10 protein-coding genes and 1 pseudogene are annotated in these 12,667 nt (G+C 66.7%); 4 read left to right on the top strand and 7 right to left on the bottom strand.

The genetic code is table 11. The features are described 5' to 3' along the window. Positions 1–143: 143 nt before the first annotated feature. Positions 144–1,394: a polysaccharide biosynthesis protein gene (locus tag ACIA8C_RS11465; RefSeq protein WP_397133444.1), complete on the bottom strand. Its 1,251-nt coding sequence runs from the start codon at positions 1,392–1,394 to the stop codon at positions 144–146. A 288-nt stretch (positions 1,395–1,682) separates the two neighbouring features. Here ACIA8C_RS11465 and ACIA8C_RS11460 point away from each other — a divergent pair, with 288 nt between their 5' ends. Then, on the top strand, positions 1,683–3,479 hold the full coding sequence (locus tag ACIA8C_RS11460) for a hypothetical protein (protein WP_397133829.1): 1,797 nt from the start codon (positions 1,683–1,685) through the stop codon (positions 3,477–3,479). A gap of 93 nt (positions 3,480–3,572) precedes the next feature. On the opposite strand, the gene ACIA8C_RS11455 is transcribed toward ACIA8C_RS11460, so the two are convergent. Next, positions 3,573–4,745: a glycosyltransferase family 4 protein gene (locus ACIA8C_RS11455; protein WP_397133442.1), complete on the bottom strand. Its 1,173-nt coding sequence runs from the start codon at positions 4,743–4,745 to the stop codon at positions 3,573–3,575. 139 nt (positions 4,746–4,884) lie between these two features. Here ACIA8C_RS11455 and ACIA8C_RS11450 point away from each other — a divergent pair, with 139 nt between their 5' ends. Next, positions 4,885–5,679 (top strand): methyltransferase domain-containing protein, encoded by a 795-nt coding sequence (locus ACIA8C_RS11450; protein ID WP_397133440.1) that lies wholly within the window; start codon positions 4,885–4,887, stop codon positions 5,677–5,679. A 2-nt stretch (positions 5,680–5,681) separates the two neighbouring features. Here ACIA8C_RS11450 and ACIA8C_RS11445 read toward each other — a convergent pair whose 3' ends face one another. Continuing rightward, positions 5,682–5,984 (bottom strand): hypothetical protein, encoded by a 303-nt coding sequence (locus tag ACIA8C_RS11445; RefSeq protein ID WP_396995162.1) that lies wholly within the window; start codon positions 5,982–5,984, stop codon positions 5,682–5,684. 209 nt (positions 5,985–6,193) lie between these two features. Here ACIA8C_RS11445 and ACIA8C_RS11440 point away from each other — a divergent pair, with 209 nt between their 5' ends. Then, positions 6,194–7,636, top strand: a complete 1,443-nt coding sequence (locus tag ACIA8C_RS11440) for an aldehyde dehydrogenase (RefSeq protein WP_397133438.1) — start codon at positions 6,194–6,196, stop codon at positions 7,634–7,636. On the opposite strand, the gene ACIA8C_RS11435 is transcribed toward ACIA8C_RS11440, so the two are convergent. Together ACIA8C_RS11435 and ACIA8C_RS11430 are read right to left on the bottom strand one after the other, a co-directional pair. Further along, on the bottom strand, positions 7,637–7,840 hold the full coding sequence (locus ACIA8C_RS11435; RefSeq protein ID WP_397133436.1) for a hypothetical protein: 204 nt from the start codon (positions 7,838–7,840) through the stop codon (positions 7,637–7,639). Between the two features lie 357 nt (positions 7,841–8,197). Then, positions 8,198–8,748 (bottom strand): annotated as a pseudogene (locus ACIA8C_RS11430) (helix-turn-helix domain-containing protein). 170 nt (positions 8,749–8,918) lie between these two features. Between ACIA8C_RS11430 and ACIA8C_RS11425 the strand changes: the two are divergent. Beyond that, positions 8,919–9,389: a hypothetical protein gene (locus ACIA8C_RS11425; protein ID WP_397133434.1), complete on the top strand. Its 471-nt coding sequence runs from the start codon at positions 8,919–8,921 to the stop codon at positions 9,387–9,389. A 538-nt stretch (positions 9,390–9,927) separates the two neighbouring features. Here the strand turns inward: ACIA8C_RS11425 and ACIA8C_RS11420 are convergent. After that, positions 9,928–10,344 carry a prevent-host-death protein gene (locus ACIA8C_RS11420; protein WP_397133433.1) on the bottom strand — a complete coding sequence of 139 codons (417 nt, stop codon included), beginning with the start codon at positions 10,342–10,344 and terminating at the stop codon, positions 9,928–9,930. A 415-nt stretch (positions 10,345–10,759) separates the two neighbouring features. Further along, positions 10,760–12,592 (bottom strand): phosphoenolpyruvate carboxykinase (GTP), encoded by a 1,833-nt coding sequence (locus tag ACIA8C_RS11415; protein ID WP_397133431.1) that lies wholly within the window; start codon positions 12,590–12,592, stop codon positions 10,760–10,762. Positions 12,593–12,667 lie beyond the last annotated feature (75 nt).

Raw genomic sequence — 12,667 nt, 5'->3', positions numbered from 1 at the left:
TATATGAGTTGGCCGGGTCAGTTGGCACCCAACGGCCACAGCGATGCATCGCGCGCACGAATTATGTGGCAGTGCATGGCTTCTCCAGTGAATTGGTTCGCGCCGGGGCAAGCTGTGTGTCTTCGCGGTGGCGCCGTGGCAGATTACGCCAGTCGTTCGGGTTCGAGGGTTCGCACGCTACTGTCACGATCGGCGGTGCGCAGGACGATGATCGCGACGACGGTGGTGGTGACGGCGGCGACCGAGGCAACCGTGGTGATCAGGGTCGGGATCGAGCGGGCGAACGAAACCATCAGTGTCACTTCGACGGCCAGGCCGAGCCAGGTCAGTGCGGCCAGGGCGGTGCGGTCCACCGCGATCGCGGAGAGCATCGCGCCCTGCAGGACCGCGAGGATGGCACCGTGCAAGGCGAACAGCCAGAGCAAGCCTTGGATGGGCGCGTAATCCTGGCCTGCCAGTAGCGGGGCCAGCGGCGCGGCGAGAGCGGCGCAGACAACAGCGACGATGCCGATGCCCGACAACACCGCGAGTGCCGATCTGATCGCGCGCGCCGAGTGCGTTGGCTGGGCCATTCGTGGATACAGCACGACGCCGACCGCCTGCGGCAGCCAGAACGCGATCTTCGCGGCGATGGTGCCGAGCGCGTACCGGCTGGCGTCCGCGTCGTCGAGAACCATCCGCACCACGATCAAGTCCGTGGACGAGAGCGCCATCAGCGCCGCCTGTACCTGCGCGGCCCGTAGCACCGGAAGTACCCCGATGGCGTGATCTACCTCGTCTTCGTCGGTCCCGGTGCGAGTCCGCGCGGACGGCGTCCCGGCGACGTATCGCGCGAATACCGCGGCAACCGCGATACCCAACGCGGCCGCACAGAGGGCAAGCGCGGCGCCACCACCCACCGCGAGCACCACAAGCGCGGGCGCGACCCGGAGCATCCCGGCGGCACCGAGCACCACGCCTAACGCTCGAAACCGCCTGCCGCCCTGCAGAACTCCCTGCTCCCCCGACAACAGCACCAACGCGGGCGCCGCACCGAGCGCGGCCGCACACGCCGCGACACCGACATTCAGCGCACTGGTCACCACCGGTACCAGGACCGCGACAACCAGCGCGACGATCACCGCGCACCGCCACTGCAACCCGCGCAGCGCCGCGACGCCTGCCCCCCGAACCAGCTCCCTCGCCACCACGTTCTGCAACGCCAACGCGGGCACCGCACACAGCAGCTGCACCGCGAGCAGACTCGCGAACTCGCTGTACCCGGAAACTCCGAGCCACCGCCCGGCCAGCAATTGCAGCAGATACCCCGCCACATTGGCGGTCATCGCCCCCGCCGTAACCAACGTCAGATCCGCCACCACAGGAAACCGACGGACAGCAGACACGTCCGCCATCGTCCCACCTGCGTGTCAACCGCAACGTCCCGCCCCGCCCCCACCCGACCGAAGGCGCCCTTCATTCGCTGAGACGAGCTGAAGGACACCTTCGATCGGGTGGGCAAGTCCGGCGCGAGACGTGGGTGCCGAATTCTTTTCCGACCGTCGCGGCGCCGTGTGCGGATGGGTGTACAAGGACGTCGGACCGTAGGGTGCACAAGCGTGAGTGCGAGCGGAGTGCTGCGACGCGACCGGTGGGTGAAGGTCGTCCCTGCCGGGTACAGCGCGGTGCTTGCGCTGCTCATCATGGGTCCGCTGCTCGGTTCCGGGTATCTGCTGCTGCGGGACGCGGTGAGTACGCCGCGGTCTTATCTGACCGATTCGGCGCTCGGGCTCGGTGATGCCGCACCGCGGGCCGTGCCGCAGGATGCGTTGCTTGCGATGTTGTCGCCGGTCATCGATGGCGGTCTGATCGTCAAAGCGATTCTGCTCGTCGCGCTGTGGGCGGCCGGGTACGGAGCCGCGGTGCTTGCGCGGGAACTGTTGGGTGCGTCGATCGGTGCGCAGCTGGTCGCCGCGACGGTGGCGCTGTGGAATCCGTATGTGGCCGAACGCCTTTTGCAGGGTCACTGGAGTTTGCTCGCCGGGTATGCCGCGCTGCCGTGGGTTGCCTTGGCCGCGTATCGGATTCGGACCGACGGTACCGCGGGCGCCTGGGCAGGTTTGGCGGGATGTCTTGCCGCGGCAGGGCTCACGCCGACCGGGGCACTGCTCGCCGGTATCACCGCGTTGTCGCTGGCCGGGCGGCGGCGGCTGGCCGGCGTACTGGCCTTGCTGATCGTCGCGTCCGGGCCGTGGTTGACCGCCACCGCATTGTCCGGAGCGGCCAGCGAACCGTCGGATCCGGCGGGCATCGCGGCCTTCGCCGCCCGTGCCGAACCCGGTCTCGGCACGCTGGGCAGCCTGGCGGGGCTCGGCGGCATCTGGAACGGCGACGCGGTACCCGATTCGCGCACAACGCTTCTCGCAGTGATCGGAACGGTGCTGTTGCTCGTCATCGTCGCGACGGGCGTGCGTTCGGTGATCTCCGACGGTGCCGATCGATACGTGCGCCGCGCCCTCGTCGTGCTCGCGGCGCTCGCCGTTCTGCTGCCCGCACTCGGCGCGACCCCATGGGGCATGCACGTGCTGGAGTGGCTCGCCGCCCACGTCCCCGGCGCGGGCCTGCTGCGCGATACCCAGAAGTATGTGGCGCTGGCGATGCCCGCCTACGCACTGTGCGCCGCGGCGGGTTGCGGGGTTCTCGCCAAACGATTCTCGACCGCCCAGGTAACCGGACCAACCGATAATGCACAGCTCGCCGCCGCTACACAACGCTCAGAATCCTTGGCGCGACAAGGGATTGATGACTCGTCTACGACCAATATCGCCGGCAGCTCACCACTATCGAGCGCACCTTTTGACCCGGTCTCGAAGTTATCCCCAACTGTGACGGGCGCAGTCGCGACGATTCTCATCACCCTGCTGGTGCTGCCGCTGCTCGACCTCGCGTGGGGTGTCGGTGGCGCGATGCGACCTGTGCACTACCCGGCGGGCTGGCAACAGGTCGCCGGACAGCTGGCCGACCCTGGCGACGTCGCGGTACTGCCGGGCGGGATGTTCCGGAAATTCCGATACAGCGGGCGAGCGCCGGTCCTGGACCCTGCTCCCCGCCTGCTGCCCCGGGACGTCCTGCAAACCGGCGAACTTCCGGTACGCGGACGCACGGTATCCGGTGAAGGAGCCCGCGCACGCGAGGTGGAAGCCTTACTGCTGCGCGGTGGTTCAGCTCAGGAGCTGGCGAGTAACGGTGTCGGCTTGGTACTGCTGGAACGCGGCACTCCCGGCCCACTCGGTGCATCGAAAACAACGCTCGCACAGCTCGATCCGATATTCAGCAATGCCGACCTCGCCCTGTACCGAGTGCCCGGAGCCGTCGAGCGGCACAATGCGTCATCGATGGATCGCGCCGTTGCCATCGCGGCCCACACACTGTGGCTAGCCCTTCTCGTCGGCGGCCCGCTCGTCGCGGCAATCACGCGCCGCGCACGACGCACACGCTGACCCGCCGCGATTCGAGCCAGCACAACGGGCCGAGTTCAATTCCCGAGTGACGCCTCGGCGCTGTCCCGTTGACGGGAACCCGGACCGGGCAGCTCAGTGGGCGGAGCGAGGCGCAATCAGTCCGGCGGAGTGCTCACCGCGAGCAACGGCGGCCAACACGTCGTACACCCCGTTTCCCGTTTGCTCCCAAGAGAATTCACGCGCCCGCGAACGCGCCTTCTCCCCCATGACGGTGCGCGCGGCCCGATCGTCGAGCAATTCGCCTACCGCATCGGACAATTGGGCGACGTCATCGACCAGGAGACCGGTCACGCCGTCGACAATGGAGTCGGTCAGGCCACGCGAACTGCGGTAGCCGATCGTCGGCACCCCGTGCTGCGCGGCCTCGATCACCGCGAGACCCCAGCCTTCCTTGCGCGAGGGCAACACGTGTACCCAAGCGCGGGAAAGCAATTCGTGCTTACGACGTTCGTCGACGTGACCGTGGAAGGTGACCGCGTCCGCGATGTCGAGACTATCCGCGCCCGCCTTCAGGTTCTCGCCCCACCAGCCGTCGCCGATCACGTCGAGGTGCAGGCCGGGAATGCGGGTTCGTAGTCGCGCGACCACGGCGAGCGCGTCCTCGATCTGCTTGTGCGGCACCAGGCGGGACAGCACCACGATGCGGGGGTTCGCGGCGCGGGTTTCGGCGGCGCCGGTTGGCGCGTCCGCGGGAACCGGTTCGGCACCGTTGCGCACCACCGCGATCCTGGACTGTGCCACGCCGAGGGTGGCCAGTTCTTCGGCCGAGGGCAGCGAGACGGTCAGGTACTGGTTGCGCCGATGCACCCGTGGCGACAGCCGCGACTCGATCCACCAGCCGACCCGGCCGACCAGGCGTCCGGCGACCGGCCACTGCTCTCGGTGCCCGTGGTGCACCAGCACCACGGCGGGCGCCTTGGTGGCGGCGGTGGCGAAGAACGGGATGCCGTTCTGCGTGTCGATCACCGCGTCGGGCCGCAGGCCGCGCAACGGGCCGAGGCCGAGCCTGCCGAATGCCATCGCGGCCAGCGCCCGCGGGTACACGGAGAAGCGGCCGCCCGCCCGGCTGATGTCGATGCCGTCGACGCGCTCACGCTTCGGCGCCCCTGGATAGCGGGCCGTGCGCAGGGTGACCTTGACCCCGCGCGCGGCGAGCTGCGCGCCGACCTGCTCGAGGTACCGCTCGCTGCCGCCGCCCTGCGGGTGCCCGGTGTCTCGCCAGCACAGCAGGAGGACTTCGCGCACGGTCGAGCTTCTCTCGGTCTGGTGGTCCCGGTCGGGAACGTCGGATATCGCGGTACACCCTAACCCGAGCCCTGCGACGGAGGCTGATCACCGGGCCGCCCAGCGCACCGCGCAGCGCCGTTATGCGAGACTCGGCGCCGTGCTGAAAGCCGAAAAAACGCCGTCCGATGGTGTGCGATCGCGCGCGCCCCGGTTTGCGCGCCGGGCGACATTGCGCCGGTCGCTGCGATTGCTCGGCAGTTTCCGGTTCGAGCAGTCCGATCCCGCCGTGTTCTACGGCGGCTTGGCCCAGGACAGCGCGGCGATGATCGGTGATTTCTACGCAGACCTCACGGGCAACGGTTTGGCGGGGGCGACGATTCTGGATGTCGGGGGCGGCCCGGGTTATTTCGCCGACGAGTTCGATAAGACGGGTGCGCGCTACCTTCCGGTCGAGCCGGATCCGTCGGAGATGCACGCGGCCGGGCTTTCGGTGGCGGGCGCGGTGCGCGGCTCGGGGATGGCGCTGCCGTTTCGCGACGACGCGGTGGATATCTGCTTTTCCTCGAATGTCGCCGAGCATGTGGCCAAGCCGTGGCTGATGGCGGACGAGATGGTGCGGGTGACCCGGCCGGGCGGGCTGATCGTGTTGTCGTACACGGTGTGGCACGGTCCGTTCGGCGGGCACGAGACCGGGCCGTGGCACTACCTCGGTGGCGAGTTCGCCGCGCGTCGATACCGGCGCAAGTTCGGCAAGGAACCGAAGAACCGGTTCGGCCAGTCGCTGTTCGCGGTGCGCGCGTCGGACGGATTACGTTGGGCGGCAGCCACTTCCGCCGACGTGCGGATCGTCTTCCCGCGCTATCACCCGCGCTGGGCCTGGTGGCTGGTCCGTATCCCGATGATCCGAGAGCTACTGGTGAGCAACCTCGTCGTGGTGGCTACCAAGAAATAGCTCTAGTGCTCGAGCCAGCCGCGGCGCCAGGTGCGCCTGCCGCAAGGCTCGTGCATCGGCCGCGTCCACGGCGACTCCTGAATGGCCAGTCCGACGGTTTCCAGCGTGGTCAATCCGACCTGATCCGCTAACGCTCCGACGACGGCGACGGCCTCTGCGGCCTGCATGGCAGCGGTGGCTTGCTCGATGGTCAGCGTCCGGCCCGGCAGGAAGGAGACCACCCAGCCGCCCGCACCAACGCTCTTCGCTTGATGCTCTGTTTGATCGCTGGTCATCAACGATCGGTCGACCACTTGCACCGCCATGACTCGGGCTCCCCAATGGTGGTATCGGTTCAGGAATCGAGCGAGCTGATCAGTAGCTACAGCATCCTCTTTCCAGCAATAGAACGCAATAGTGCGTTCTACGAAAAGCGAACCGACAGGTTGGGATTGGTCCTGCTCAGCGGGACTGCCCGGGAGCATAACTGAAACAGGTTACAGACAACTGGGGAGCAAAACTGTAACGTGTTCTCATGCATTACGACAGCTTGTTCATCGGCGGCCGCTGGACCGCGCCAGCCACCGCCGAGCGCGTTCAGGTCATCTCGCCGGCCACGGTCGAGCCGGTGGGCAGCGTCCCCGCGGTGGCGCGCGCCGACGTCGACGCCGCGGTCGCCGCGGCCCGCCACGCCTTCGATCACGGCCCGTGGCCGAAGACCCCGCCGGAGGAGCGGGCCCAGGTACTCACCCGCGCGGCGCGGCTGATCGAGCAGCGCTCGGCCGAGTTGGTTGCCGCGCTCACCGCGGAAATGGGCGCACCGCAGATGATCGCGATGACGCTCAACCAGATTCCCGCCGTTGCCGCGCTCGACGCGTGTGCCGGGCTGGCGAAGTCGTTCCCGTGGCACGAAACGCGCACCGGCCTGTTCGGCACCTCGCGGGTCAGCCGGGAACCGCGCGGCGTCGTCGCGGCCGTCACCGCGTGGAACGTGCCGCTGTTCCTCGCCGCCAACAAGCTCGCGCCCTCGTTGCTCGCCGGCTGCACGGTGGTGCTCAAACCCGCACCGCTGACCCCGATTACGGCCAATATGCTCGCCGATATCTTCACCGAGGCAGGCCTGCCCGAAGGCGTGCTCTCGGTGCTGCCCGCCGAGGCCGAGGCCGCCGAATACCTGGTCTCGCACCCCGGCGTCGACAAGGTCACCTTCACCGGCAGCACCGCCGTCGGCAAGAAGATCGGCGCGATCGCCACCGGACAGCTCAAGAGCGTCTCACTGGAACTCGGCGGCAAGTCCGCGGCAATCCTGTTGCCGGACATGGATATCGCGGGCATCCCGGTGCTCGCCTTCTCCGGTCTGATGAACAGCGGGCAGGGCTGCGTCGCGCAGACCCGCATCCTCGCGCCGCGCAGCCGGTACGACGAGATCCTCGACGCGCTGGTCGAACACGTGAAGACGATGAAGGTCGGCGATCCCAACGACCCGACGGTGCAACTCGGCCCGCTGATCTCCGAACGCCAGCGCGACCGGGTCGAGGGCTATATCGCCAAGGGCAAAGAAGAGGGGGCGCGCGTCGCGCTCGGCGGCGGACGCCCCGAGGGCCTGGATCGCGGCTGGTTCGTCGAGCCGACCATCTTCGCCGACGTGGACAACAAGTCGACCATCGCCCAGGAGGAGATCTTCGGTCCGGTGCTGTCGGTGATCCCCTACGACACCGAGGACGAGGCCGTGGCGATCGCCAACGACTCCGTCTACGGCCTGGCCGGTTCGGTGTGGACCGCGGATGTCGAGCACGGCGCCGAGATCGCCGCGCGGGTGCGGACCGGGACCTACGCGATCAACTGGTACGCGTTCGATCCCAGCTCGCCGTTCGGCGGCTACAAGAATTCCGGACTCGGCCGCGAAAACGGCCCGGAGGGCCTCGACTCCTTCTGTGAGCAGAAGGCGCTGCTCATGCCCATGGGCTGGGTGGGCTGATCAGTCGGTCGGCATAACCACCCGCAGGACGGGCTCGCTGTGGCGGCCCGTGAGGCTCGGCGCGTCGATGATCTCGACGCGCCAGCCGGGGGGCAGGACGGCCTGCAAACGCCCGGCAGCGCGGCGCAGCGGTGTACTAGCGGTCGCCAGTTCGAAACCGGCAACCAGGGGCGTAATCGATGCCCCGGTCTCCAGATCGGTCATGCTCCAACCACCTCTCGCGCGTCGATCTCATCGTTCGCCGCGAGCCTCGCGGAAACCCGATGTCGATAGGGAAGTAGTTCAGTCGATCAGTTAACGGTTAGCAATCGGACTGGTAGGTCATGAGACCAAGAACACGGTAACCATAAGCCACTTGTGCGCAAATCTCGCACACCGGGCAACTGCCCCATATCGAGCTTCGGCAAACCATTGGTGCTCGTGACCTGCGCGCACCGACCATTACCAATAGCACCACAACTTCGGGTCCGCGCGGCGGGAAACACGCCATAACGACCATTGATGATCTGTCATGAAATGTAATGCGGCTTGCCGGGAAGTGGCGACCCGCACACCGACCGGTCATTGCCGCAACGAACGGCGGTAGTCCGCCGGAGTCGCGCCGGTCGCCGCCCGGAGATGGGTGCGCAACGCGGTCACGCTGCCGAAGCCCGACTCTGCCGCGACCACTTCGATTGGCAGGTCGGTGGTTTCGAGCAGCTCGCGGGCCCGCCCGGTGTGCTGCGCGTCGAGCCGGCGCCGCGGCGTGGTGCCGACTCGCAATAAGCCCAATGCGTCGTGGCCGGTCGACCGTCCAACAGACCCGCCCGCGCCAGCACAAACGCACCCACACAAATACTGACCATCGTCGCCCCCCGAGCCGCCGCGGCGCGCAGTGCCACGAGTGCCTCCTCCGGCGGCGGCAGCGTCGGCAACCCGATGCCTGACACCACGACAACTTCCGCAGAACCCAACGCCTCCAACCCATGCTCGACCCGCAGATCGAACCCATTCGGCGTCCACACCGGCCCCGCCCGCACCCCACAGGTCTCCATCTGAAACCCCACCGGCGCCCCGAACTTCCCCGGCCCATGCCGGAACACCTGAACCGCACAGGCGAGGTCATAAGTCATAACGCCGTCGCGCCCGGCTCACCGCGGGCCGCCGCGGCCGGGGGCGCCTCGACTTCGCCGGCCTACGCCTACCGGATTCATCGCTCGCGCGGGCAGCGGAAGCCGAAGCGCACGAGTCACTTTCATCCCACGTTCTCGGCCACTCGTATCGCACCTACTACTTCGGCCGAGTGCTCGCCGACCTGGACGGGGCCCACTACGACGACGAACTGGCCTACGTCTCCTGCCTGCTGCACGACCTCCATCTCGAACACCCCACCGCCGGAAGCTGTTTCGCGGTCACCGGCGCACAACGCGCCGTCGACTTCGTCGCTACCGCAGGAGCAACGCCCACCCAAATCCAGGGGATCGGCGCCGCCATCGCCACCCACATAACCCCGGGCAACGGCAAGGACCTGAGCGATCCCGGCCGCTTCATCTACGCGGGCGCCTCCGTCGACGTAATCGGCGGCCGCATGTCCGAACTCGACCCGGAGTGGGTCGACGACCTACTCCAACGCCACCCGCGACACAACTTCAGCAAGCACATGATCACCGCGTTAACCAATGAGGCCAAAGCCATGCCCCGCGGCCGGACCCGCTGGCTGAACACCCGAACCGGCCTGCTCCACCTGATCCGCTACGCCCCGTTCTCCGAATAGCCCGAAAACCCGGACAGCGGATTATCGAGCGGGATGGTCATTCCCTCTGTTGCGGAATGACTTCCAACAACCTACTGATGATTACTCGTTTGATTACTCGTTCCGGCTGTGCACGATCAGGAGCCTTCGGTCCAGAACTGTTGGAGCCGGGCGATTGCCTCGGCTCTGGTCATCGCCGCAATCTCGTTCTCGGTAAGACCTGCACGGCTGATAAGCAAATGAACGAGGTCGGCGGGCAACGATTCCCGAGATATATCAGGGATTCCACGATCGGGGGGACTGCCGTCCAGCACGCATTGCCAGAATGCCTCTTCGACTACCTCCAACTGGTCGCGCAGAATGTGTGCCCACATGGCGGCGCCATAGGTAGTGCGATTTACTGGATGCGAGACCCTGGTTCGCAGAGTGCGCCCATCGGGAAGCCCGAATTCGTAGGTGACATGGTGTGTTCCGGTCCGGCCGCGCGCGTCTCGAACCCGCGCCCATCCCTCGACCTTGCAGAACTGCTCATGTCGTTCGCGGGTCGGCTGTGGCCAGCTCACTTGGTCGCCCCTACCAGCCAATCACGAAGCTGGACATCGTCACTTAGCGCGATCAGCTGCACCAACCCCCAGTTTTCGCGATGGTTGGATGCGTTCCTCAGCCGACTCTGCCAGTCCTCGGCGTACTCACGTAGCGCATCGATCATCTCGTCAACAGCTTCATCGAATGTGTCGCCGTCAGCAGCAATCGGTAAGCCCGGCAGGAACACCGACCACGCTCCATCTTCGGCCACTACCTCGGCCGTCGCAGGGCACAGCTTGGCGAGGGCGTAGCGAAGCCGCTCCGCATCCACGACTGCGGCGTACTCGGCATCACGCCGGACAGTCGCCACACGCCCCTGACCGGCAGCATCCAACAGATCCTTCAGATGAGCGCGAGCTTCGGTGTAACTGTCGTAGTGGATAGCAGTCATCGGGCACCTTTCAATCCGTACCACTATGGTCTCCTGCAAAGTCGAGTACGTCAAGTACTTTGAGTACTTGGCACAGCCTGGGCCCGATGTGCTGCGTACGACGCGACGTGGACCTGGGATTGTCCACCAGGCTTATGCCGACAAAGCGCTCAATTGCGTCACGGGAAGGCGAGGGGTACGAGTGGCACATGGCTGCAACGGAAAGTCACAGGAGCCCACTCCGCCATGTGCCACTCGTCGGTGCCCGAATTGGCCGCAGGCACAAGCTGTGTGTATCCGGGGCGCGGCTGCTCAAACGGGGGTTTGAAAAGTATGGGGGCGATGGGATTCGGGCTGGCGATGGGAATGGTTGGGGCGCAAACGAAACCGCCCGCACCGTTGGAAACGGTACGGGCGGTTGACGTTACGGGACGGCTCAGCCGAGGCGTTCTTTCAGTGCCTCGAACTCGTCGCGAACACCCGAGGGGAGCTTGTCGCCGACGAATTCGAACCATTCCTCGATGAGCGGGATCTCCTTGCGCCACTCGGCCGCGTCGACCTTGAGCGCCTCGTCGACGTCGTCGGGGTCGACCTTCAAGCCGTCGAGGTCGAGGTTGGCGGCGACGGGGACATTGCCGACCGCGGTGGCGGTGGCCTCGGCGGAGCCGTCGACGCGGCCGACGATCCACTCGAGCACGCGGGAGTTCTCACCGAATCCGGGCCACAGGAAGCGGCCGTCGGCGCCGCGACGGAACCAGTTGACGTAGAAGATCTTCGGCAACTTGGTGGCGTCGGCGTTCTTGCCCAGGTTGATCCAGTGGTTCAGGTAGTCGCCGACGTGGTAGCCCATGAACGGGATCATCGCCATCGGGTCGCGGCGCACGGTGCCGACCTTGCCCTCGGCCGCGGCGGTCTGCTCGGACGACAGGGTGGCGCCCATGAAAACGCCGTGCTGCCAGTCGAAGGACTCGGTGACCAGCGGAATGGTGGTCTTGCGGCGGCCGCCGAACAGGATCGCCGAGATCGGCACGCCCTGCGGGTCGTCCCACTCCGGGGCCAGCGTCGGGCACTGCGACATCGGCGTGCAGTAACGCGAATTCGGGTGGGCGGCAAGGGTTTCGGTTTCCCGCAGGAACCAGTCGTTGCCCTTCCAGTCGATCAGGTGATCGGGCTCGCCCTCCAGCCCCTCCCACCACACGTCGTTGTTGTCGGTCTGCGCGACATTGGTGTAGACGGTGTTGCCGGCCTCCATGGTGGCCATTGCGTTCGGGTTGGAGCTGTGGTTGGTGCCGGGCGCGACGCCGAAGAAGCCGAACTCCGGGTTCACCGCGTAGAGCCGGCCGTCCTTACCGAAACGCATCCAGGCGATGTCGTCACCGAGGGTTTCGGCGCGCCAGCCGGGAACGGTCGGCTGAATCATCGCGAGGTTGGTCTTGCCGCAGGCGCTGGGGAACGCGGCGGCGATGTAATAGGCCTTGTTCTCCGGAGAGATCAGCTTGAGGATCAGCATGTGCTCGGCCAGCCAGCCCTCATCGTGGGCCATCGCCGAGGCGATGCGCAGCGAGTAGCACTTCTTGCCGAGCAGCGCGTTGCCGCCGTAACCGGAACCGTAGCTCCAGATCTCGCGGTCCTCCGGGAAGTGGGTGATGTACTTGGTGTCGTTGCACGGCCACGGCACGTCGGCCTGGCCATCGGCCAGCGGCGCCCCGACGGAGTGCAGCGCCTTCACGAACGGGCGATCGGTGCCGAGCTTCTCCAGCGCGGCCTTACCCATCCTGGTCATCACGCGCATCGAGACGACGACGTATTCGGAGTCGGTGATCTCCACGCCGAGCTTGGGGTCCTCGGCACCGAGCGGGCCCATGCAGAACGGCACCACGAACAGGGTGCGGCCCTTCATCGAGCCGCGGTACAGCTCGGTCATGGTGGCGCGCATCTCGGCGGGGTCGACCCAGTTGTTGGTCGGGCCTGCGTCGGCTTCGCTCTTGGAACAGATGTAGGTGCGCGACTCCACCCGAGCCACGTCGGAGGGATCGGAGAGCGCGAGGAAGGAATTCGGCTTCTTCTTCGGATCGAGCTGCTTGAAGGTGCCCGCCTCGACAAGCTGAGCGGTCAGGCGGTCCCATTCTTCGTCGGAACCGTCGGCCCAGACCACCCGATCTGGCTGAGTGAGTTCGGCGACTTCCTGTACCCAGGCGAGTAGTTCGTTGTGCTCGGTCGGCGGCTTACCGTCGGATCCACGAAGACCAGGAATGGTCGCTGAGGTCATGAAAACTCTCCTGAGATGGGCGGTCCCTACAATGCGTCCCCGCCTGGCCACGACGCCCATGACCAGCGCGAACTA

This window comes from Nocardia sp. NPDC051321 (assembly GCF_044455225.1).
GTDB lineage: Bacteria > Actinomycetota > Actinomycetes > Mycobacteriales > Mycobacteriaceae > Nocardia.
The sequence above is the reverse complement of the archived record's forward strand: the minus strand, read 5'-3'. Positions and strand labels throughout refer to the sequence as shown.

Excerpts from the sequence above, each read along its gene's own strand:
- ACIA8C_RS11465 (WP_397133444.1), bottom strand. The coding sequence starts at position 1,394 with ATGGCGGACGTGTCTGCTGTCCGTCGGTTTCCTGTGGTGGCGGATCTG.
- ACIA8C_RS11460 (WP_397133829.1), top strand. The coding sequence starts at position 1,683 with ATGGGTCCGCTGCTCGGTTCCGGGTATCTGCTGCTGCGGGACGCGGTG.
- ACIA8C_RS11445 (WP_396995162.1), bottom strand. The coding sequence starts at position 5,984 with ATGGCGGTGCAAGTGGTCGACCGATCGTTGATGACCAGCGATCAAACA.
- ACIA8C_RS11440 (WP_397133438.1), top strand. The coding sequence starts at position 6,194 with ATGCATTACGACAGCTTGTTCATCGGCGGCCGCTGGACCGCGCCAGCC.
- ACIA8C_RS11435 (WP_397133436.1), bottom strand. The coding sequence starts at position 7,840 with ATGACCGATCTGGAGACCGGGGCATCGATTACGCCCCTGGTTGCCGGT.
- ACIA8C_RS11420 (WP_397133433.1), bottom strand. The coding sequence starts at position 10,344 with ATGACTGCTATCCACTACGACAGTTACACCGAAGCTCGCGCTCATCTG.
- ACIA8C_RS11415 (WP_397133431.1), bottom strand. The coding sequence starts at position 12,592 with ATGACCTCAGCGACCATTCCTGGTCTTCGTGGATCCGACGGTAAGCCG.